A 21,032-nucleotide genomic window follows, 5' to 3' on the forward strand; every position below is an offset into this window, starting at 1 on the left:
GATGGCGCAGGCAACGGCAGGGCGGCAGGCGTGGCGCGCCGGCGCGGCGCTGGCTTTCGCGCTGGCGGCGTCGACGGCCGGCATGGCCGCGAGCGCGCCGGTCGCGGGCAAGGATGCCGCGGACGCGGCCTGCACGGCCGCGTGGCCGCGCTGGGACGCGTTCAAGCGCGATTTCGTGTCGGCCGACGGCCGCGTGATCGACGTCGGCTCGGACGATGCGCGCACGGTGTCGGAAGGGCAGGGATACGGCCTGTTCTTCGCGCTGGTCGCGAACGACCGGCCCGCGTTCGACAGGATGCTCGCGTGGACCGAGAACAACCTCGCGCAGGGCGACCTGAGCGCGCGCCTGCCCGCGTGGCTGTGGGGGCGCGCGGCCGACGGCGCGTGGCGTGTGCTCGACGCGAACGCCGCGTCGGACGCCGATCTGTGGATCGCCTATGCGCTCGTCGAGGCGGGCCGCCTGTGGCGCGAGCGCAGCTACACCGCGCGCGGCGCGCTGCTCGCGAAGCGCGTGCTCGACGACGAGACGGCCACCGTGCCGGGGCTCGGGCTCACGCTGCTGCCGGGGCCGACCGGGTTCCGGCTCGCGAACGACCTGTGGCGGGTCAACCCGAGCTATTCGCCGCCGCAGGTGATCCGCGGCCTCGGCGCGCGGCTGCCGGACGACCGCCGCTGGGCCGCGCTCGCAGCCGGCACCGGGCGGGTGCTGCTCGATACCGCGCCGAAAGGCTTCGCGCCGGATTGGGCGCTGTTCCGCGCGGGCGCGGGCTTCGCGCCCGATCCGGCCACGCATGCGGAGAGCGCGTACAACGCGATCCGCGTGTATCTGTGGGCCGGCATGCTCGATCCGGCCGATCCGCTCGCCGCGCCGCTGCTCGCGCGCTTCGCGCCGTTCGCCGAGCACATCGCCGTGCACGGCGCGCCGCCGGAAAAGGTCGACACGACGACCGGCGTCGCCGGGCCGAACGACGGCAACGGCGGCTTCTCCGCGGCGGCCGTCCCGTTCCTGGACGCGCGCGGCCAGCACGCGCTCGCCAATGCGCAGGCGGCGCGCGTTGACACGCTCGCGCGGCAGTCGTCGCCCGGCTACTACACGAGCGTGCTGACGCTGTTCGGCCTCGGCTGGCGCGACGCGCGCTACCGTTTCGCCGCGGACGGCACGCTGGACGTGCGCTGGGGGGACCGCCGATGCGCCGCCCGCTGAAGCGCGCCGTCCCGCACGTGGCCGGGCTCGCGTGGCTCGCGTCGTCGGTCTGCGCGGCGGTGGCCGCGCCGGCCAGGCCGACGCCGGCCGTCCCTGCGTCGGCCGCATCGGACTCCGCCGACGCGCGGCGGCTGCTGGCGACCGCGCGCATGTGGGGCGTCAAGCACCGCGACGATCTCGCGCGCGACGCGATCCGCAAGGGGCTGCTGATCGCGCCCGGCGATCCGGCGCTGCTCGCCGAGCAGGTGCGCGTGCTGCTGCGCCTGGGCGATGCGCAGGGGGCGCAGGCGGCGCTGGCGCGCCTGAAGGCGCAGGCCCCCGGCGCGCCCGATACGCGGCGGGCCGACGACGAATACCGGGTCGCGACGAGCGGGCGCGAGGAGATGGCGCAGATCCGCCTGCTCGCGCGCAGCGGCCGCGCGGACGAGGCCGCCAGGCGGATCGTCGCGCTGTTCCCGAACGGCGCGCCGTCGGGCGCGCTCGGCGCCGAGTACTACCAGATCGTCGCGAACGGGCCGGGCGGCCGCGACGCGGCAGTCGCCGCGCTGCGCCGCGCGGTCGCGGCCGATCCGGACGACGTCGATTCGGCGCTCGGGCTCGCGAAGCTGCTGAACCAGCGCAGCGAGACCCGCGCGGAAGCGAACCGGCTCGCGTGGGCGCTCGTGCGGCGCACCGACGCCGACCATACGGAAGCGATGGCGGTGTGGCGGCGCGTGCTGCAGTCGGCCGATGCGGACCCGGCCTACCTCGACGCGCTGCGCGCGTACCTCGCGCTCGTGCCGGACGACACCGAATTCCGCGACAAGGTCGCGGGGCTGGAGCGGCAGCGTGACGCGCAGCTTCGCCTCGAACGCGACCCGAACTACATTGCGCAGCAGCGCGGCCTGCAGGCGCTTGTGCGCGGCGATCTCGCCGCGGCCGAGCCGTTGCTGACGCAGGCCGCGCGCGTGCGGGCCGGCGACGCGGACGCGGTCGGCGGGCTCGGGCTGCTGCGTTTGCGGCAGGGCCGGCACGACGACGCGCGCGCGCTGTTCGCGCGCGCCGCGTCGCTCGCGCCCGACCAGCGCGGCAAATGGGACAGCCTCGCGCGGACCGCGCGGTTCTGGGGCACGCTCGCGCAGGGCCGCGCGGCTGCGGCGGCGGGGCGGCCGCAGGACGCGGAACGGGCGGCGCGCGCCGCGCTCGCGATGCAGCCGGACAGCCCGGACGCGAAGCTGCAGCTCGCCGACGCGCTGCTCGCGCAGCACGACTGGGCGCGCGCGGAGCCGCTGCTGCGCGGCCTGCTGGCGGCGCGCGCGCCGAGCGCGTCGGCGGTGCGCAGCACGGCCACCCTGTATGAAAACACCGGCCGCGCTGATCAGATCGGCCCGCTGCTCGACGCGCTGCAAGGCCGCGTCGCTGGCCGCGACGACCAGCGCGCGCTCGACGGCCTGCGCGCCGACCTGCTCGCGCAACAGGCGCGCGCGCTCGCGGACAAGGGCGAGCGCGGGCCGGCCGCGCAGCGCTACGAAGCGGCGGTGCGCGCGGCGCCCGACGCGCCGTGGACCCGGTTCGCGCTCGCGCGCCTGTATCGCGACATGGGGCTGCCGCAGCTCGGCCGCACCGTGATGGACGAAGGGCTCGCGCAATCCGATGAGCCCGAAATGCATTACGCGACAGCGCTGTACCGCAATTCGATCGACGACGTCGTGGGCGCGCAGGCCGCGCTCGCGCCCGTCGGCGATGCGCGGCGCTCGGACGGCATGCGTGCGCTCGCCCGCAAGCTGGATGCGGAAAGCGCGCTCGCCGACGCGCGCGGCGCGCTGGGTCGCGGCGATCGGGCGGCGTGCGCGGCGGCGCTCGCGCACGCGCAGGCGTTCGCGCCGGACGATCCCGACATGCTGGCCGCGGTCGGCGCGCAATGGATCGACGCGGGCGAGCCCGAACGCGGTCTCGCACCGTTGCGCGACTGGATCGCCGCGCACCCGCGCGACGCCGATGCCGACGTGCGCCTTCGCTACGGAGACCTGCTCGGCAGCGCGGGCCGCGACGGCGAGCTCGCCGCGTGGCTCGACGCGATCCGCCGCGAGCCGTCGCTGACGGCCACGCAGACCGCGCGGCTCGAAGACCAGTCGCTGCGGCTGATCCTGCGCCGCACCGACGACGCGATCGCGCAGCAGGACTACGAAACGGCGCGCCGGCTGCTCGACCGCGCAAGCCCTGCGGCCAAGGCGGACCCGCGCTACGCGCTCGAAGTGGCCGACCTCGAGCGCGCCCAGGGCCGCTACGACGCGGCGCGCGCCGCGCTCGCGCCGGTCGTCGCGCGCACGCCGGACAACGTCGATGCGCAGCTCGCGCTCGCACGGATCGACGAGGACAGCGGCGACCGCGCCGGCGCACTGGCGCGCGTGCAGGCGGTGCTCGCGCGCGCGCCGGCCGACGACGTCGACACGCAGCTGTCGGCGGTGCGCCGCCTCACCGCGCTGCGCCGCGCGGACGATGCGGCGGACATCACCGGCCGGTTGCAGGCGGCCTATCCGGCGCGTGCGGACGTGACGGTCGCGGCGGGGCGGGTGGCCGAGGCGCAGGGCCGCTACGACGACGCGGCGTCGCTGTACCGGCTGTCGCAGTCGCAGGAGCGCGCGAGCGGCGTGAGCCCGCGCCGCGACGGCCGCACCCCCGCGCAGGCCGCGTTCGCCGACCTGGAGCAGCGCCGCGACCCCGAACTCGAGATCGGCTGGCTGCCCGCATACAAGTCGGGCGACGACGGGGTGTCCGCGTACCGCGCGCAGCAGGTGCCGATCTACCTGCAGATGCCGGTCCGCTACGACGGGCATGCGTTCCTGCAGGTCGACACCGTGCATCTCGACGCCGGCACGCTCGACACGCGCAACCCGGATGCGTATGCGCTCAAGACTTTCGGCACCTACTCGGCGCTCAGGCAGCAGAGCCCGCCCGGGACGAATCCGGCGCTCGATTCGCTGCTTGCGAATCCGCCGAACTCGCTGCACCAGTCGGCCACAGGTGTTGCGCTCGGCGTCGGCTATCGCTCCGACGCGTGGCGCTTCGACGTCGGCACGTCGCCGCTCGGCTTCCCAGTGCATTACGTCGTCGGCGGCGCGCGCTACCGGTTCGACGCGGGGCCGGCGAGCTTCTCGGTCAACGCGTCGCGCCGCCCGGTGACGAGCAGCGAGCTGTCGTACGCGGGGCTGCGCGATCCGTGGACCGGCGCGGTCTGGGGCGGCGTGCGCCGCGACGGCGTGGACCTGCGCGCGTCGGTCGACTTCGGCCGCGCGAACCTGTTCGCGGAGCTCGGCGCGGGCGTGCTGACGGGCCGCAACGTCGAACGCAACGCGGCGGTGACGCTGCGCACGGGCTTCACGGCGCCGGTCTACGAGCGCGCGACGATGCGCGTCAGCACCGGGCTCGTCGGCAATGCGTGGCACTACGTGGAGAACCTGCGCTACTACACGTTCGGGCAGGGCGGCTACTACAGTCCGCAGCGCTACCTGTCGCTCGGCGTGCCGCTCGAATGGGCGGGGCGGCGCGACGCGCTGTCGTGGGACCTGACCGTCACGGGCGGGATCTCGCACAGCTACGAAAAGGATTCGCTGTATTACCCGACGTTCGCGGACCAGCGGGCCGCACAGGAGCGCGAGGGCTTCGTCTATTCGGGCAGCTCGACGCGCGGCGTGTCGTTCTCGTATGGCGTGAACGGCATGGTCGAGTACCGGATGAACCCGCACCTGAGCGTCGGCGCGCAACTGAAGATCGACCGTTCGCACGACTACGCGCCGAGTTCGGCGATGGTGTACCTGCGCTACGCGTTCGACGCGCGCGCGCCGCGCACCGGCCTCGTCACGCCGACGCCGGTGCGGCTCTATTCGGATTTCTAGCGTGAAAAGGATGCGTTAGCGTGAACACCGACTTCGAAGCCACTCGTCCCGCGTTCGGCGCCGCCGGCGTGTTCGATCGCCTGCGCGCGCTGCTGCGCATGGGGCCGGCCGACGGCCGCGTGTCCACGCTGAGCCGTCTCGCGATCGACGGCCTGCCGGACGAATGGACGCAGCTCGAGGCGGGCGGCCTGTATGCGGTCTATGCGGCCGCGCGCACGCCTGCGTGCGACGCGCTGGTGTGGGAAAGCGCGCGCCAGGCGCGCACCCGCGACGTGACGGTCGTGCTCGCGCGCGACCACGCGAGCGTCGCCGCGCAGCTGGGCGAGCGGGGCTTCGCGGGCGCCGCGCTCGCGCCCGGCTGGCCGCGCAACCTGAACGTGCTCGCGATGCCGCCGGCGGTTGGCGACGCGCAGCCGGGCGCCGCGCACGCCGACCCGGGCCCGTTCGCCCGCCTGATGGGCGGGTTCCGCGCGATGAGGCGCTTCGGCTTTCACGCGCGTTCGCTGTATTTCATCGAGGGCGCGGAGCGCTGGTTCAGCTGGAACGATCCCGCCGCGCTGGCGGAAGAGGGGCGCGCGTTCGCGGACTGGTGCCGGATGCACCGGATCGCGGTCGTGCTGCTGATGAACCCCGACGCCGGGCACGCGGACGATGCCGGCACCGACGACCTGCCGCTCGTGCGCGATACGCGCCGCACCCGGCGCAGCGCCTTCCACAGCGTCTGCGCCGGCGTCGCGCAGCTGCAGCGCACCCACGGCGAGCTGCTGTGGGTCGTCGATTTCTGGCGCGCGGGCGACACGCTCGCCGCGGGCGAGGTGCGGCCGCTGCGCTTCGCGCCGAGCGGCCGGCTGTCCGCGATCTTCGATGCCGATGCGCTCGTGCAGCCGCGCGAGATGAAGCTCGCGAGCGACGAGGACCGGGTGGTCGTGAGCCGCGTGGTGGTCGACGGCGAGAACTGGGTGCCGAAGGACTGGGAGATCGTCGACGACAACGCCGCGGTGGTGGCCGCGTGCGCGAAGGCGCAGGCGGCGACCGCCGTGCTCGCGTTCCGCACCCGCACGCAGCTCGAGGCGCTGTGCGCGGACGTCCACACGCTGCGGCGGCAGTGCGGCGGCGCGCTGAAGATCACGATCGTCGAGCGCGGCGAGGTGCTGCGCCATCAGTTCGAGATGCTGGTGCTGAGCCTCGGCGCGAACAGCGTGATCGGGCGCGACCTGCCGTTCTCGCGGCTGCAGGCCGCGGTGCGCTCGCTGCACGGCCAGCTGCAGGCGCGGCCGGTCGCCGCCGATTACCGCGCGGCGCTCGCCGCGGCGCTCGGCGACACGGTGCTCGGCTACCTGCCGGTCGGCGCGTTCTGCCTGCGGACCCGCGCGGTGCTCGATCGCGGCGCGGTGCTCGCGCTGTCGCACACCCTCGTGAAGATGACGCTGCTGCCCGGCGTCGCGCACGTCGACGCGCTGCGTCACTGCATGCCGCGCCGCGCGGGCGACGTGGTGACGGCCGACGCGGAGCACCTGTACGTATTCCTGTTCGCGTGCGAGCCGGCCGATGCGGACGAGGCGCTCAAGCGGATCTTCGACGTGCCGGTCGACACGCTGTCCGACCGGGTCGTGCGCCTCGCGCACGGCAGCATCGACGCGGAGCTGAACAAGCTGAAGGCGGAAAACCGGCGCGCGCCGATCGCCGACTACAGCGACCTGTTCGCGGCCGCGCATCCGGCGGGCGGCGCGCGGGCGGACGCGGCGACGCCGGCGTCGCCGCGGACGGTCGATGCCGCCGGCGACGCGCCGCCACCGTCCGCCGCCGCCGCGCCGCTGCCGGACGACGCGTCCGCCGCGCCCGGCCCGAACCCTGTCGTCGCCGCGCGCGCGCGCGGCGCCACCCGCAGCGCGATGCCGCTGCGCAAGCCGGAGGCCCCATGATTGCCGACATCGTCATCGGTTTCGTCGTCGGCATCGCGATCGCGGTGCCGGTTTGGATCATCGCGCAGCACCTGGGCCTCGGCCGCGGCTTCCGCGCGCCGCGCCGGATCGCCCCGCACGACGTGGTGCCGTGCGAGATCGCGCCGGTCGCGCTGCGCGGCCGGCTCCTGCCCGGGGCCGCCGACGTCGCCGCCGCCGCGGGCCGCGGGGCGCCGCGATGAAGACGATCGCCATGACGTCGACGTCCGGCGGCGCGGGCCGCACGACGCTGGCCGCCGCGCTGGCCGTGCTGCTCGCGCGCCGCGGCCGGCCGGTGGTCGCCGTCGAATTCGATCCGCAGAACCTGCTCGGCGCGCACCTCGGCCTCGACACGCTGTCCGGCGCCGGTCTCGCGCAGAGCCTGCTCGGGGACCCCGAGCCGTGGCATGCGCACACCTGGCGCAACGCCGACGACGTGCTGTTCGTCCCGTACGGGTACGTCGACGCGGCGCAGGCGGCCGCGTGCGACGCGCGGCTCGCCGCCGATCCTCGGTGGCTTTCGCGCGCGCTCGGCGAGATCGCGCTGCCGGCCGACGGCGTCGCGTTCATCGACGCGGCGCGCTGCCCGTCGCTGCACGCCGAGCACGCGATCCGCGGCGCGGACCTGACGCTCGTCGTCGTGCCGCCGGAGCCGGCGGCGTGCGCGACCGTCGCCGCGCGCCTCGACGCGCTGAGGGCGGGCGGCGGCGCGCTGCAGATCGTCGTGAACCGGCTGAATCCGGCCCGCGACATGCAGCGCGACGCGCTCGCGATGCTGCGCGAGGTGGCGGGCCCGGCGGTGATCCTCGACCAGCGCATCCATCTCGACGCCGCGGTGCCCGAATCGTTCGCGCGCGGCAGCTGGATCTTCGACGATGCGCCGTATTCGCAGGTGTCGCACGACCTGCACGGCGTCGCGAACTGGGTCGACGCATGGCTCGGCGCCGCCGTGGCGGGGCGGACCGGGGGCCGGCGATGAAGCTCGCCGCATTGGCCACCGCTTACGCCGCCGCATTCGCCGCGGCGCGTGCGCTCGGCCGCCGCGTGCTCGACTGGCTCGCGCACGGCATCGGGCTGCCCGCCGAGCGCACGCTGCTCGACTGGGTCGTGCGGCTGTTCTTCCACGCGCCGCGGCCCGGGCGGCCCGATCCCGTGGGCCGCCGCGCGCGCGCGGCGTTCCTGCGGCTGGCCGCCGACTGGGGCGTGCTGCAGCCGCTCAGCCCGCGCGAGTGGCTGTGGCGCGCGTTCGTGCGCGCGCCGCGCAGCGCGGGCAACCGCCCGGTGCGCGATCCGCTCGCGTGGTTCGACAAGACCGTCGTCCCCGTGTACGTGTTCGTCCGCGCGATCGGGCGGGGCGTCGGCGCGCTCGTCGCGCGCCTGCCGTGGGACCGCTGGGGCGGCTGGATCGACGCGCGCGCGCAGCGGGTCGGCCGGCGCCGCGGGCTCGCGCCGCTGCTGCTCGCGGCCGGCGCGCTGCTGTGGGCGGCGGCCGGCATGTCGCCGCTGATGCCCGGCGCGCAGTTCGCGTTCTTCCTGATCGTCGCCGTGCTCGCGCTCGGCCTGCGCCGCCTGCCGGGCCACATGCCGACGCTCGCGCTCGCGTCGCTGGCGCTGCTCGCGATGGTGCGCTACGTGTGGTGGCGCGCGACTCAGACGCTCGATTTCCGCAGCCCGCTGGAGGCGTGGGCGGGCTACCTGCTGTTCGCGGCGGAAGCCTATACGTGGCTGATCCTGCTGCTCGGCTTCATCCAGACCGCGTGGCCGCTCGACCGCCCGGTCGTGCCGCTGCCCGACGACACCGGCGCGTGGCCGACGGTCGACGTGTACATCCCGACCTACAACGAGCCGCTGTCGGTCGTGAAGCCGACGGTGTTCGCCGCGCAGAGCATCGACTGGCCGAGCGCGAAGCTGCGCGTCTACCTGCTCGACGACGGCAAGCGCCCCGAGTTCGAGGCGTTCGCGCGCGAGGCCGGGGTCGGCTACCTGACGCGCGACGACAACCGCCACGCGAAGGCCGGCAACATCAACCGCGCGCTGCCGAAGACGCACGGCGAGTACGTCGCGATCTTCGACTGCGATCACGTGCCGACCCGCTCGTTCCTGCAGACGACGATGGGCGTGTTCCTGCGCGACCCGAAGTGCGCGCTCGTGCAGACGCCGCATCATTTCTTCTCGCCCGATCCGTTCGAGCGCAACCTCGGCACGTTCCGCCAGGTGCCGAACGAGGGCACGCTGTTCTACGGGCTCGTGCAGTCCGGCAACGACCTGTGGAACGCGACGTTCTTCTGCGGCTCGTGCGCGATCCTCAAGCGCAGCGCGCTCGAGGAGATCGGCGGCGTCGCGGTCGAGACCGTGACCGAGGACGCGCACACCGCGCTCAAGCTGCACCGCCGCGGCTATACGTCGGCCTACCTGCCGACCGTGCAGGCGGCGGGCCTCGCGACCGAAAGCCTCGCCGGCCACGTGAAGCAGCGCACGCGCTGGGCGCGCGGGATGGCGCAGATCTTCCGCATCGACAACCCGTTCCTCGGGCGCGGGCTCGGCTTCGTGCAGCGGATCTGCTACGGCAACGCGATGCTGCACTTCTTCTACGGCATTCCGCGGCTGATCTTCCTGACGATGCCGCTCGCGTACCTGTTCTTCCACCTGTACTTCATCAACGCGTCGGCGGTCGCGCTCGCGAGCTACGTCGTGCCGTACCTCGTGCTCGCGAACATCGCGAACTCGCGGATGCAGGGGCGCTTCCGCCATTCGTTCTGGGCGGAAGTCTACGAATCGGTGCTCGCGTGGTACATCGCGCTGCCGACGACCGTCGCGTTCCTGAGCCCGAAGCACGGCAAGTTCAACGTGACCGACAAGGGCGGCAAGATCGACGAGGGCTACGTCGACTGGTCGACGTCGAAGCCGTACCTCGTGCTGTTCGCGGTGAACGTGATCGCGATTTTCGCCGGCGTCTCGCGCCTGATCGTGGACCAGGGCGACGAGGCGTCGACGATCCTGATCACGATGGGCTGGACCGTCTACAACCTCGCGATGCTCGGCGCCGCGCTCGCGGTCGCGCGCGAGGCGAAGCAGGTGCGGGTCACGCACCGGATCGCGATGCGCGTGCCGGCGACGCTCCTGCTCGCCGACGGCACGACGGCCGCGTGCTTCACCAGCGACTACTCGGCGGGCGGCCTCGGGCTCGAGGCGGTGCCGGGCCTGAAGCTCGCGACGGGCGACACGCTGACCGTGTGCGTGACGCGCGGCGACCGGCCGTTCACGTTCCCGGTGCGCGTGTGCCGCGTGACACCGGCGCATATCGGCGTGAGCTTCGATGCGCTGACGCTCGAGCAGGAGCGGCAGCTCGTGCAGTGCACGTTCGGCCGCGCGGACGCATGGCTCGACTGGCACCAGGGCGAACGGCCCGACACGCCGCTGCGCGGGCTGAGGGAAGTGCTGAGAGTGGGCGTCGACGGTTACGTGCGCCTGTTGAAGGGCGTGTCGCGCAGCGTGCAGGCGATGCTGGCGCTCGACCGGGCGCGCGACTGACGCCGCCCACGATGGAGTTGTCTCGATGACGTTCTGGAACCTGTATTTCATCCTGAAGTTCGCGCTGTTCGCGGCGGACCGCCTGCAGCCGCTGTGGCTCGCGAACCTCGCGTTCGCGCTGGCGCTCGCGGCGAGCGCGCCGCTGCGGCGGCGCGGCTGGCGCATCGCGCGGCAGCTCGCGGCGCTCGCGATCGCGGTGCCGCTCCTCGCGCGCGAGGCGCACGCGCCGCCGCTCGCGCGGCTCGCCGACGCGCTGCGCGAGGTGAGCACGTTCCGGCTCGAGTACTGGATGGAGCTGCTGCCGCGCCTGCTGCCGCCGATGCTGCTGATCGCCGTGGCCGGCGCGCTCGTCGCATACTTCGTCGTCAACCGCTGGCTGCGCGTCGCGACCTTCGTGCTGATCGCGCTCGTCGCGCTGCCGCTGTGGCAGGCGGGCAACGCTCTGGTCGAGCGCATCGCGTCGAACGCGCAGGCGCAAGCGCAGGCGTCGTCGGCGGGCGCGGCGCGCGCCGGCCAGCCGGAGGACCACAACGCGGCGCTCGCCGCGTTCCGTGCGCAGGAATCGCAGCGGCAGGTCGCGTTCGGCCAGCTCGGCAACGATCCGGCCACGCAGTTCGACGTGATCGTGCTGCACGTGTGCTCGCTCGCGTGGGACGACCTCGACGCGGCGAAGGTGCGCAACCATCCGATGCTGAGCCGCTTCGACTACCTGTTCACGAACTTCAGCTCGGCCGCGAGCTACAGCGGCCCGGCGGCGATCCGCGTGCTGCGCGCGAGCTGCGGGCAGGAGGCGCATGCGGACCTGTACAAGCCCGCGCCGCGGCAGTGCCAGTTGTTCGCGCAGCTCGCGCGCGCCGGCTACACCGCGCAGTCGCTGCTGAACCACGACGGCCACTTCGACAATTTCCTGGATTTGATCCACGACAACCTCGGCGTGCCCGACGCGCCGCTGGTGTCGAACGCCGACGCGCCGGTCGCGATGCACGCGTTCGACGGCTCGGCGATCAAGGACGACTACGCGACGCTCGCGAGCTGGTACGCGCAGCGCGCGTCGGTGCCGGGGCCGGTCGCGCTGTACTACAACACGATCAGCATGCACGACGGCAACCGCGTGGTCGGCAGTTCGCTGACCAGCATCGACTCGTATCCGCAGCGCGCGACGAAGCTGATGAACGACTTCGACCGGCTCGCCGACCTGATCGCGTCGTCGGGCCGGCGCGCGGTGATCGTGTTCGTGCCGGAGCACGGCGCGGCGCTGCGCGGCGACAAGAACCAGGTGGCCGGCCTGCGCGAGATCCCGACGCCGCGCATCGTGCACATCCCGGTCGGCGTGCGGCTCGTTGGCTTCCCGGGCAACCACGGCACGACGACCGTGATCGACCAGCCGGCGAGCTTCCTCGCGCTCGCGCAGCTGCTGTCGAACCTCGTGTCGAACAGCCCGTTCAAGCCGGGCGTGACGCTCGCGCAATACGCGGCCGACCTGCCGCGCACGCGGATGATCGGCGAGAACGAGGGCACCGTGACGATGCAGACGGCCGCGGGCTACGCGGTCAAGACTCCGGATGGCGTATGGATCGACGAAAAGTGAACGCACCCGACGGCGACGACGATCGCCTGTCGCAGCCCAACGACGTGATCGGGCTGGCGCGCCATCTGCCGGCGCTCGATCCGGACCGCTACGTCGACGAGCAGGCGCGCCGCGCGTATCTCGACGCGCTCGACCGGTGGCCGGCGCTCGCGAAGCTGATGGGGTTGCGGGGGTAGCGCGGGCGATGCCGAACGTACCGCACCGCCTGCATGCTCGCCTGCTGCGCGTCGTGGCGGCCGCCGCGCTCGCGCTGCCGGTGGCCGCGCAAGCGCGCCCGCCGGTTCGGTGCATTCGGCAGCCCATCGTGATGTCGGCGCCCGGCAAGCCGTTTGCGATCTACTCGCGCGATGGCGACTTGCTGTATCGCGACGTCGCCGACGAAAACGGCGTCGTGAACTTCGCCGGACGAGCGTTGCCGGCCGGCGCGGGGATCATTTTCGACCCGGATGGCAACCAGATCTATCCGGAGAGGATATGCCGCGACGGATCGTGAGCGGGCCGGTCCGCCCGACATGAAAAAGGACGGCCGAAGCCGCCCTTGCCACATCGGGATGGCCGGCGTTGCGCCGGCCGATTGCGCCGTTACAGGTTCGGCGACAGTTGCAGCGCGTTGGTCAGGTCGCCCATCGGCTGCGCGCCGTTCTGCTTCAGCGCGTCGTCGCGCTGCTGCAGGCCGGCGAGGCGCGGCAGCGAGTAGCGGCGCGTGATGAAGCGCAGGATCGAGCCCGTGTCGTACTGCGTGTGGTCGACGAAGCCCTTCTTCGCGAACGGCGACACGATCAGCGCCGGGATGCGCGTGCCCGGGCCCCAGCGGTCGCCGGTCGGCGGCGCGGCGTGATCCCAGAAGCCGCCGTTCTCGTCGTACGTGACGACCACGACCATGTTGTTCCACTGCGGGCTCTTCTGCAGGTGCGAGATGATGTCGGCGATGTGCTGGTCGCCCGACGTGACGTCCGTATAGCCCGGGTGCTCGTTCAGGTTGCCCTGCGGCTTGTAGAACGTCACCGCCGGCAGCGTGCCCGCGTCGATCGCCTGGATGAACGCGGCGCCGTTCGCGCCGCCGTCGAGCAGGTGCTGCGCGCGGCTCGCGGTGCCCGGCGCCTGGTTCGCGAAGTAGTTGAACGGCTGGTGGTGCGGCTGGAAGTTCGGCGTCGACAGGTCGGCGCCGTAGATCACGTTCGACGTGCCGTTCTGGCTCGCCTGCAGCGCCTGGCCCCACGCGCCGCCATACCATGCCCACGACACGTTCGCGTTGGTCAGCAGGTCGCCGATGTTGGTCGCCGTCTGCGGCGGCATCGTCGATGCGTTGGCCGGGTCGGCGAGCGTCGGGTCGCCGCCCGTGGCCGCCTTGTTGCCGCTCGGCTGGTACGGCGGCTGCATCGTGTTGACCGCGTAGAAGTCCGGCGTGATCGCGCCGTCGTTGACGAACTTCGGCGGGCCGCTCAGCGCGGAGGCGGGCGAGTTCGCGGCGACCGCCAGCGACTTGCCGTCCGCGTTCAGGACCGCGATCTTGCCGGCCGCCGGGCTCGTGTTCGCGTTCGCGTAGAGCGGCGCGCAGGCGCAGATCAGGTACTGGTGGTTCAGGAACGAGCCGCCGAACGCGCCCATGAAGAAGTTGTCGGCGAGCACGTACTGCTGCGCGATCTTCCACAGCGGCAGCTTCGACGGGTCCGGCGTGTAGTGGCCCATCGTCAGGCCGCCCGCGTCGGTCCAGGCGGCGTACATGTCGTTCTTGCCGCCGTTGATCTGCATCTGGTCCTGGTAGAAGCGGTGCACGATGTCGCGCGTCGCGATGCTCATCGGCTGGTTGAAGCCGTTCGGATCGTCGATCGCGAACGGCGCGTTCGGCAGGTTCGCCGTCATCGCCTCGGTGACCGCCGGCGTGATGCCGGTCGCGGTCAGGCCGCCCCAGACCTTCGGCAGCGTCGCCATCGTCGAGCCGTCGCGATCCTTCTGCGCCGAGTTCGCGGCCGTCACGTTCTGCAGGCCGTTCACGCCCGGGAAGTTGCCGTACAGGTTGTCGAAGCTGCGGTTTTCCGCGTAGATCACGACGACGTTCTTGACGGCCGACAGGCCCTGCTGCGTGACGTCGTCGCCGCCGCAGGCGGTCAGGCTGAGCGCGGCCGCGAGGGCGATCGGCGTGTAGCGAATCCAGGCGTGCTTCTTCATGCGGTGTTCTCTCTCGTTGTTTGTCGCGTGTGGGAACCGGGTTGTATGGGGGCCGGCGCGAAATTCCGGGCGCCGACCGGCTGCGCGCATTATCTGGAACCGATTTGACAGGCGGGTGTAGGGGCGCTTTCAATTGACTGTCGGTGGAACGTCACGCAATGGTCATGGAACTGACATAAGCTCCGGCCGATTTCCCACCGCTACAAGAAGAACGACGATGCAGAGCAATCCGAAATCCTTCGCGTCCGCGCGATCGTTGATCCATGCCGCGGCGGCGCTGGCGCTGGCCGCCGGGCTCGCGGCGCTCGCCGGCTGCGATGCGCGGCCCGGCGCGGGCGCGCCGGTCGCGTCCGTCGTGCCGGCCGCCCAGGCTGCGCCGGCGGCCCCCGCGGTCGCGCCGGCCAGCCAGCCGCAGACGCGCGCGCAGGTGTTCGAGGGCGTGAAGCAGATGACGGCGCTCGGCAAGCAGCTGTTCGTCGACCCGTCGCTGTCGGGGTCCGGCAAGCTCGCGTGCGCGTCGTGCCACAGCGCCGAGCATGCATTCGGGCCGCCGAACGCGCTGTCGGTGCAGCTCGGCGGCGACGACATGCATCGCCCGGGGTTCCGCGCGGTGCCGTCGCTTAAATATCTGCGCGGGATTCCGCCGTTCAGCGAGCACTTCCACGATTCGCCCGACGAGGGCGACGAAAGCGTCGACGCGGGCCCGACGGGCGGGCTGACGTGGGATGGCCGCGTCGACACGCGCGACGCGCAGGCGCGCATTCCGCTCACGTCGCCGTTCGAGATGAGCAGCTCGCCCGCGAAGGTCGCGAAGGCGGTGCGCGCGGCGCCGTATGCGGACGCGTTCCGCAAGGCGTTCGGCGACAAGGTGCTCGCCGACGACCACGCGACCTTCGACGCGGTGCTGCGCGCGCTCGACGCGTTCCAGCAGCAGCCGGCGCTGTTCGATCCGTACACGAGCAAGTACGACGCGTACTTGGCCGGCCGCGCGCAGCTCACGCCCGCCGAGCTGCGCGGGCTGCAGCTGTTCAACGACGAGAAGAAGGGCAACTGCGCGAGCTGCCACCTGAGCCAGCGCACGCTCGAAGGCGGCCCGCCGCAGTTCAGCGATTTCGGGCTGATCGCGATCGGCGTGCCGCGCAACCGCGCGCTGCCGGTGAATCGCGACCCGCGCTTCTACGACCTCGGCGCGTGCGGGCCCGAGCGCACCGACCTGAAGGGGCGCGGCGAGTTCTGCGGGCTGTTCCGCACGCCGTCGCTGCGCAACGTCGCGACGCGCAAGACGTTCTTCCACAACGGCGTCTACCACTCGCTCGAGGACGTGATGCGGTTCTACGTCGAGCGCGACATCCATCCGGAGAAGTTCTACCCGGTCGTGCACGGCAAGGTGCAGCGCTTCGACGACCTGCCGAAGCGCTACTGGGACAACATCAACCACGAGCCGCCGTTCGACCGCAAGCCGGGCGACCAGCCGGCGCTGAACGAGGCCGAGATCAAGGACGTGATCGCGTTCCTGGACACGCTGACCGACGGCTATCAGGCCACGGCGACGCAGGCGAAACGCTGAGCGGCGCGCCCGGCGGGGCGCGCATGCTATCCTCGCTGGCTGACGCGCGGGGCGGCGAGCGTTGCGCCGCGCGGTTTGATCGATCAGCCAAGGAGAACAACATGTCGATGCGTGCATCCCTTTCCGTCGTCGCGCGCTTGCTGGCCGGCGCCGCGTGTGTCGCCGCCGCGCTGCCGGCGCAGGCGCAAAGCAATCTCGGTTTCCTGAACGACACGCCGATCACGTACTTCAGCAAGGCGGACGCCGCATCGCTGGCGAAGGCCGTGCACCAGGCCCGCGACGAAGGCAAGGACGGCGAGACCACGACCTGGCAGAACAGCGGCGGCGGCACGCAGCTCGAAGCGAAGCTCACGCCCACGACGTCCGACAAGGACGGCAAGACCTGCCGCGAGATCGCGACCGAGATCGCCGCGAAGGGCCAGACGATGACGCTCAAGCCCGTCTACTGCAAGACCGCCGCGGGCAAGTGGCAGCTGCAGAAGCGCTGAGCGCGGGGCCGATGAAAGCGGGCAACGCGCCGCGCACGGTGTCGTGCGGCGTCGTGATTCTCGACGGGGTGGGGCGCGTGTTCCTCGCGCACGCGACGGACACGACGCACTGGGATATCCCGAAAGGGCAGGGCGAGCCCGGTGAAGCGCCGATCCAGGCGGCGCTGCGCGAGCTGATCGAGGAAACCGGGATCGCGCTCGCGCCGGACCGGCTCGTCGAGCTCGGCCGCTTCGCGTACCGCCAGGAAAAGGACCTGCACCTGTTCGCGGTGCGCGTCGCCGACGACGAGCTGGACCTGGCCCGCTGCGTATGCACGTCGCTGTTCCCGAGCCGGCGCGACGGGACGATGATCCCCGAGATGGATGCGTATCGCTGGACGGCGCCCGGCGACGTCGACACGTATGCGAGCCGCAGCCTCGCGCGGCTGTTCCGCACGACGCTGTCGCTCGCGGACCTGCACCGGCGCCTGCCGCGCGCGTAAGCGCGGCGGCGGACAAACAAAAACCCGGCTCGCGAGCCGGGTTTTTTCATGATCGCGCGAGGGCGGCGTGGCGCCACGCCTCGCGGGGCGGGTGGGCCGTCAGGCCGGCTTGCCCCAGCTGTCGCGCAGCCCGACGATCCGGTTGAACACCGGCTTGCCCGGCTTCGAATCGACGCGGTCCGCAACAAAGTAGCCGTGGCGCTCGAACTGCAGGCGGGTTTCCGGCGCGACGTCGCCGGCGCCCGGCTCGACGTACGCGTGCGCGATCTTCTTCGAATCCGGGTTCAGCGCGTCGAGGAAGTTCGCGCCGCCCGCGTCCGGCTGCGGTTCCTTGAACAGGCGATCGTAGATCCGCACTTCGGCCGGCTGCGCATGCTTCGCGCTGACCCAGTGGATGTTGCCCTTCACCTTGTAGCTGTTCGCGCCTTCGGTGCCCGACTTGCTGTCCGGGAAGTAGTTGCAGTGCACGGCCGTCACGTTGCCGTCGGCATCCTTGTCGAAGCCCGTGCACTCGATCACGTAGCCGTAGCGCAGCCGCACCTTGTTGCCCGGGAACAGGCGGAAATAGCCCTTCGGCGGATTCTCGACGAAGTCCTCGCGCTCGATCCACAGCTCGCGCGAGATCGGGAACGTGCGCAGGCCGCGTTCCGGATGGTGCGGATGCACGGGCGCCGTGCACGCTTCTTCCAGGTCTTCCGGATAGTTGTCGATCACGAGCTTCAGCGGGTCGAGCACCGCGACCGTGCGCGCCGCCTTCTCGTCGAGGTCGTCGCGCAGCGCGCCTTCGAACACGCTCATGTCGATCCACGAATCGACCTTGGTCACGCCGATCCGCTCGCAGAACAGGTGGATGCTCTCCGGCGTGAAGCCGCGGCGGCGCACGCCGACGATCGTCGGCATCCGCGGGTCGTCCCAGCCGTCGACGTGGCCTTCGGTGACGAGCTGCAGCAGCTTGCGCTTGCTCGTGATCGCGTACGTGAGGTTCAGCCGCGAGAATTCGATCTGCTGCGGCAGCGGGCGGGTGAACACGCCGGCGTCGGCCAGTTCGTTCAGCACCCAGTCGTACAGCGGGCGGTGATCCTCGAACTCGAGCGTGCACAGCGAATGCGTGATGCCTTCGAGCGCGTCCGAGATGCAGTGCGTGTAGTCGTACATCGGATACACGCACCACGCGTCGCCGGTGCGGTAGTGGTGCGCATAGCGGATCCGGTAGATCACCGGGTCGCGCATGTTCATGTTCGGCGAAGCCATGTCGATCTTCGCGCGCAGCACGTGCTCGCCTTCCTGGAACTCGCCGGCCTTCATCCGGCGGAACAGGTCGAGGTTCTCGTCGGGCGTGCGCTCGCGATACGGCGACGGCTTGCCGCCTTCGGTCAGCGAGCCGCGGTTCGCGCGCATCTCTTCCGCGCTCTGGCTGTCGACGTAGGCCTTGCCGCGCTTGATCAGCAGCTCGGCGAATTCATAGAGCTTGTCGTAGTAGTCGCTCGCGAAGTACTGGTGGTCGACCGCGTCCTTGCGCCAGTCGAAGCCGAGCCAGCGCACCGCGTCGACGATCGAGTCGACGTATTCGACGCTTTCCTTTTCCGGGTTCGTGTCGTCGAAGCGCAGGTGGCACACGCCGCCGTAGTCGCGCGCGACGCTGAAGTTCAGGCAGATGCTCTTCGCGTGACCGATGTGAAGGTAGCCGTTCGGCTCGGGCGGGAAGCGCGTTTCGACGCGGCTGCCCCATTTGCCGGTGCGGTTGTCGTCGTCGATGATGTTGCGGATGAAATTGGAAGCCGCGGGGGCGTCGTTGCGTTCGGTGCTCATGCGGATGGAGTCAGGTTTGGATCGGCGCGCGCCGCGCCGGTTTAATCTTGCTTAATCTTGCAATTCTACCTGAGCGGGGTGCGGCCCGCGCACCTTGTGCGGGGCCGGCGCGCGCGGATGGCGCGGCCGCACATTATCTCGACAGTGTGTCTGCTGTAACACGACGTAAATCGGATTGCCCGCGGCATTCGGCGTTTTCTATGATTGCAGCACCGATTCAATGCCGCCGTAGCGCTCTTTGCGCGGCGGGAGGAACTGAACAATCATGAAGAAAACCACCTTTCTCGTTCGCACCGCAGTGATCGTCGCGGCCCTGTCCCAGCTCGGCGCTTGCGCGATGACGCATACGCAGCGCAATGCCGGCATCGGCGCGGCCGCGGGCGGCGCGCTTGGCTACCTGATCACCGGCGGCCCGATCGGCACGGTCGCGGGCGCCGCGGCGGGCGGCATCGTCGGCGCCAACGTGCGCTGACCGGCGGCGCGAGCCGCCGCCGTCGCACATCCTTCCGATGGTCTGAATATTGACGGGCAGCTTCAGGGAGGAACGGATGTGCGACACGCCGTCGACCCATCACAACCATGCTTCAGTGAGCGACGGTCCTCCGCCTGAACGACCCCCCCTCGTATTCGTGCTGCCGGCCATGGCAACGCCGGCCCGTCGCGTCAGCCGTTCGGGTAGGCGGCGGCGATCAGCTTGGCGCGCAGCGCCGTGAACTGCGCGTACATGTCGTGCACGAGGTACAGGTCGCGGCGGCGTGTCCACGCCTGTCCCGACTGCGCGTCGTATTGCAGCGGCAGCGGCACCTCGGCGACGGCGGCAGCCGTCATTCCGCGCGCCCGCGACGTCTGGATGCAGCGTTTCGCGTGGTCGCGATGGCCGACGACGCCGACGTTCCCCATCGCCGCCGCGCTGCCTTCGAGCGAGACGATCGCGGCCGCCACGCCGTCGGTGCTGAGGTAGGTGATCGTGCCGTCCTTCGCGACGACAGGCTCGATCGACTGCACGTTGGTCATCTGGTACTTCGATGCGAGAAAGCGCGCGATTTCCCACTGCGCGTAGACCTTCACGGACTTGAGCTGGCGAATCTGGTACACGGTGTCGGCGAGCGCCTCGTTGACGGGGCCCGGGTCGGGCAGCGCCACCTGGTTGCCGCCGCCGACGGGCGTGTTGCCGCTCGCCGCGTTCGCACGGTTGCCGAAGCTGTACGCGACGATGCGGTCGATCTGCGCTGCGGGGATCGTCGGCAGATCCCACGTGAAGCCGATGTCCATCAGATAGGGCGAGACCGTGCCCGCCGTCGACGCGTCGCCGAGCTCGGCCGTCAGCTTGCCGACCATCTGGCGTGTCAGTTCGGCGTCCGACACTGAGGTCGGGGAATCGGCGAAACTGTCCCCGCACGCGCTCAGCGCGGCGCTGACGAGCGGCAGCGCGGCGGCGGTGGACGTGGACAGAAGGAACGTGCGGCGCGACGACATCGGGTACCTCGACAGGGAATGGGCGGGAGAGGCTTGTTTATAGGGCTGCGGCATGACGCGGCGGTGTCAGGACCGCCGGTTCGCACGCCGCGCGCCGGCGGTCCTGTCGGCCGGCACTTCCGGGCGAGTCGGATGTGCGACACTCGACCGATATTTCACCTGCCCCATCGCATGTCAAAGGACCCCCGCATGACTCAACCCCTCGTATTCGTGCTGCCGGGCTATGGCAATTCCGGCCCGCTGCACTGGCAGAGTCGCTGGGAGCGCGATGACGCGCGCTTCGTGCGCGTCGCGATGCCCGACTGGGACCGCGCATTCCGCAACGGATGGTGTCGCGCGCTCGATCGCGCGGTCGAGGCGGCGCGCGCGCCGGTGCTGATCGCCGCGCACAGCCTCGGCACGCTGACGACGGCGTGGTGGGCGACGCGCTATGCGCGTCCGGCCGCGCTCGCGAAGGTCAGGGGCGCGCTGCTCGTCGCGCTGCCCGATCCGGCCGGGCCGGCGTTTCCGACCGACGCGCACGGCTTCGGGCCGGTGCCGCGCGAGCGGCTGCCGTTTCCGACCCGGGTGGTCGCGAGTCGCGACGATCCGTACGGCGCGCCGGCGTTCGCGCGTGCGTGCGCGAACGCGTGGGGCAGCGACTTTCACGACATCGGCCCGCGCGGCCACATCAACGCGGACAGTGGGCTCGGCGACTGGCCGGAAGCGCGCGGCTGGCTCGACGCGATGGGGACGACGGACTGACCGCCGGTCGTGGTTCATCGAATCGGACACCTTTTTTAACCAAGCGCGAATTTCATGCGATGCGTCGCGGCGCGACGTGCGCCTTGCTGCCCGTACGATTGTCTTGGGCGCGACGCGCAACCGACTGCACTTTGTGACGAACCCCATAACTTTGTGATC

The 21,032-nt window shown here is 71.6% G+C and carries 17 protein-coding genes; 14 read left to right on the plus strand and 3 right to left on the minus strand.

The features are described from left to right. The first annotated feature begins 1 nt into the window (after position 1). The 9 genes from bcsZ to B7P44_RS07045 are packed head-to-tail and all read left to right on the plus strand — an operon-like array spanning position 2 to position 12,631. Entirely contained in the window at positions 2 to 1,204 is a 1,203-nt protein-coding gene (gene bcsZ, locus B7P44_RS07005; RefSeq protein ID WP_084902164.1) for a cellulose synthase complex periplasmic endoglucanase BcsZ, read from the plus strand. Beyond that, the gene (locus tag B7P44_RS07010; RefSeq protein ID WP_084902166.1) at positions 1,189 to 5,079 is read left to right on the plus strand and encodes a cellulose synthase subunit BcsC-related outer membrane protein; all 3,891 of its coding nucleotides are present in this window, start codon (positions 1,189 to 1,191) and stop codon (positions 5,077 to 5,079) included. The genes bcsZ and B7P44_RS07010 overlap by 16 nt, the downstream gene beginning before the upstream one ends. Positions 5,080 to 5,099: 20 nt before the next feature. Then, positions 5,100 to 7,001: a cellulose biosynthesis protein BcsE gene (gene bcsE / locus B7P44_RS07015; RefSeq protein ID WP_084902168.1), complete on the plus strand. Its 1,902-nt coding sequence runs from the start codon at positions 5,100 to 5,102 to the stop codon at positions 6,999 to 7,001. Further along, positions 6,998 to 7,222 (plus strand): hypothetical protein, encoded by a 225-nt coding sequence (locus B7P44_RS07020; RefSeq protein WP_084902170.1) that lies wholly within the window; start codon positions 6,998 to 7,000, stop codon positions 7,220 to 7,222. The genes bcsE and B7P44_RS07020 overlap by 4 nt, the downstream gene beginning before the upstream one ends. Further along, positions 7,219 to 7,998, plus strand: coding sequence for a cellulose biosynthesis protein BcsQ (gene bcsQ, locus B7P44_RS07025; RefSeq protein ID WP_084902173.1), 780 nt, complete (start codon positions 7,219 to 7,221; stop codon positions 7,996 to 7,998). Before B7P44_RS07020 ends, bcsQ begins: the two co-directional genes overlap by 4 nt. Continuing rightward, the gene (gene bcsA / locus B7P44_RS07030; protein WP_084906495.1) at positions 7,995 to 10,550 is read left to right on the plus strand and encodes a UDP-forming cellulose synthase catalytic subunit; all 2,556 of its coding nucleotides are present in this window, start codon (positions 7,995 to 7,997) and stop codon (positions 10,548 to 10,550) included. Before bcsQ ends, bcsA begins: the two co-directional genes overlap by 4 nt. Positions 10,551 to 10,575: 25 nt before the next feature. Beyond that, positions 10,576 to 12,138 (plus strand): cellulose biosynthesis protein BcsG, encoded by a 1,563-nt coding sequence (bcsG, locus tag B7P44_RS07035; protein ID WP_084902176.1) that lies wholly within the window; start codon positions 10,576 to 10,578, stop codon positions 12,136 to 12,138. Continuing rightward, entirely contained in the window at positions 12,120 to 12,314 is a 195-nt protein-coding gene (locus B7P44_RS07040; protein WP_084902178.1) for a hypothetical protein, read from the plus strand. The genes bcsG and B7P44_RS07040 overlap by 19 nt, the downstream gene beginning before the upstream one ends. Next, on the plus strand, positions 12,275 to 12,631 hold the full coding sequence (locus B7P44_RS07045) for a hypothetical protein (protein WP_133118104.1): 357 nt from the start codon (positions 12,275 to 12,277) through the stop codon (positions 12,629 to 12,631). Before B7P44_RS07040 ends, B7P44_RS07045 begins: the two co-directional genes overlap by 40 nt. Before the next feature lie 89 nt (positions 12,632 to 12,720). On the opposite strand, the gene B7P44_RS07050 is transcribed toward B7P44_RS07045, so the two are convergent. Beyond that, entirely contained in the window at positions 12,721 to 14,307 is a 1,587-nt protein-coding gene (locus B7P44_RS07050; RefSeq protein ID WP_084902184.1) for an acid phosphatase, read from the minus strand. A 217-nt stretch (positions 14,308 to 14,524) separates the two neighbouring features. Here B7P44_RS07050 and B7P44_RS07055 point away from each other — a divergent pair, with 217 nt between their 5' ends. The 3 genes from B7P44_RS07055 to B7P44_RS07065 all read left to right on the plus strand — a co-directional run bounded on the left by B7P44_RS07055 (position 14,525) and on the right by B7P44_RS07065 (position 16,844). Next, a complete protein-coding gene (locus B7P44_RS07055; RefSeq protein ID WP_084902187.1) occupies positions 14,525 to 15,874 on the plus strand; it encodes a cytochrome-c peroxidase in 1,350 nt (449 codons plus the stop codon). Positions 15,875 to 15,975: 101 nt separating this feature from the next. Further along, positions 15,976 to 16,362, plus strand: coding sequence for an RT0821/Lpp0805 family surface protein (locus B7P44_RS07060; RefSeq protein ID WP_084902190.1), 387 nt, complete (start codon positions 15,976 to 15,978; stop codon positions 16,360 to 16,362). Positions 16,363 to 16,373: 11 nt separating this feature from the next. Next, positions 16,374 to 16,844 (plus strand): NUDIX hydrolase, encoded by a 471-nt coding sequence (locus B7P44_RS07065; RefSeq protein WP_084902194.1) that lies wholly within the window; start codon positions 16,374 to 16,376, stop codon positions 16,842 to 16,844. Between the two features lie 99 nt (positions 16,845 to 16,943). Here B7P44_RS07065 and B7P44_RS07070 read toward each other — a convergent pair whose 3' ends face one another. Further along, positions 16,944 to 18,653, minus strand: coding sequence for a glutamine--tRNA ligase/YqeY domain fusion protein (locus B7P44_RS07070; RefSeq protein ID WP_084902196.1), 1,710 nt, complete (start codon positions 18,651 to 18,653; stop codon positions 16,944 to 16,946). Between the two features lie 262 nt (positions 18,654 to 18,915). On the opposite strand from B7P44_RS07070, the gene B7P44_RS07075 reads away from it, so the two are divergent. Beyond that, on the plus strand, positions 18,916 to 19,125 hold the full coding sequence (locus B7P44_RS07075) for an ornithine acetyltransferase (protein WP_084902198.1): 210 nt from the start codon (positions 18,916 to 18,918) through the stop codon (positions 19,123 to 19,125). Positions 19,126 to 19,316: 191 nt separating this feature from the next. Here the strand turns inward: B7P44_RS07075 and B7P44_RS07080 are convergent, their stop codons facing one another. Next, positions 19,317 to 20,129, minus strand: coding sequence for a hypothetical protein (locus tag B7P44_RS07080; protein ID WP_084902200.1), 813 nt, complete (start codon positions 20,127 to 20,129; stop codon positions 19,317 to 19,319). 189 nt (positions 20,130 to 20,318) lie between these two features. Here B7P44_RS07080 and B7P44_RS07085 point away from each other — a divergent pair, with 189 nt between their 5' ends. Further along, positions 20,319 to 20,873, plus strand: coding sequence for an RBBP9/YdeN family alpha/beta hydrolase (locus B7P44_RS07085; RefSeq protein WP_084902203.1), 555 nt, complete (start codon positions 20,319 to 20,321; stop codon positions 20,871 to 20,873). Positions 20,874 to 21,032: the final 159 nt, after the last annotated feature.

The organism is Burkholderia ubonensis subsp. mesacidophila (assembly GCF_002097715.1).
GTDB lineage: Bacteria > Pseudomonadota > Gammaproteobacteria > Burkholderiales > Burkholderiaceae > Burkholderia > Burkholderia mesacidophila.

Bases quoted from the DNA above. Each gene is read 5' to 3' on its own strand.
- bcsZ (WP_084902164.1), top strand. From the start codon at position 2: ATGGCGCAGGCAACGGCAGGGCGGCAGGCGTGGCGCGCCGGCGCGGCG.
- B7P44_RS07010 (WP_084902166.1), top strand. From the start codon at position 1,189: ATGCGCCGCCCGCTGAAGCGCGCCGTCCCGCACGTGGCCGGGCTCGCG.
- B7P44_RS07020 (WP_084902170.1), top strand. From the start codon at position 6,998: ATGATTGCCGACATCGTCATCGGTTTCGTCGTCGGCATCGCGATCGCG.
- bcsQ (WP_084902173.1), top strand. From the start codon at position 7,219: ATGAAGACGATCGCCATGACGTCGACGTCCGGCGGCGCGGGCCGCACG.
- bcsA (WP_084906495.1), top strand. From the start codon at position 7,995: ATGAAGCTCGCCGCATTGGCCACCGCTTACGCCGCCGCATTCGCCGCG.
- bcsG (WP_084902176.1), top strand. From the start codon at position 10,576: ATGACGTTCTGGAACCTGTATTTCATCCTGAAGTTCGCGCTGTTCGCG.
- B7P44_RS07040 (WP_084902178.1), top strand. From the start codon at position 12,120: ATGGATCGACGAAAAGTGAACGCACCCGACGGCGACGACGATCGCCTG.
- B7P44_RS07050 (WP_084902184.1), bottom strand. From the start codon at position 14,307: ATGAAGAAGCACGCCTGGATTCGCTACACGCCGATCGCCCTCGCGGCC.
- B7P44_RS07055 (WP_084902187.1), top strand. From the start codon at position 14,525: ATGCAGAGCAATCCGAAATCCTTCGCGTCCGCGCGATCGTTGATCCAT.
- B7P44_RS07060 (WP_084902190.1), top strand. From the start codon at position 15,976: ATGTCGATGCGTGCATCCCTTTCCGTCGTCGCGCGCTTGCTGGCCGGC.
- B7P44_RS07065 (WP_084902194.1), top strand. From the start codon at position 16,374: ATGAAAGCGGGCAACGCGCCGCGCACGGTGTCGTGCGGCGTCGTGATT.
- B7P44_RS07070 (WP_084902196.1), bottom strand. From the start codon at position 18,653: ATGAGCACCGAACGCAACGACGCCCCCGCGGCTTCCAATTTCATCCGC.
- B7P44_RS07080 (WP_084902200.1), bottom strand. From the start codon at position 20,129: ATGTCGTCGCGCCGCACGTTCCTTCTGTCCACGTCCACCGCCGCCGCG.
- B7P44_RS07085 (WP_084902203.1), top strand. From the start codon at position 20,319: ATGACTCAACCCCTCGTATTCGTGCTGCCGGGCTATGGCAATTCCGGC.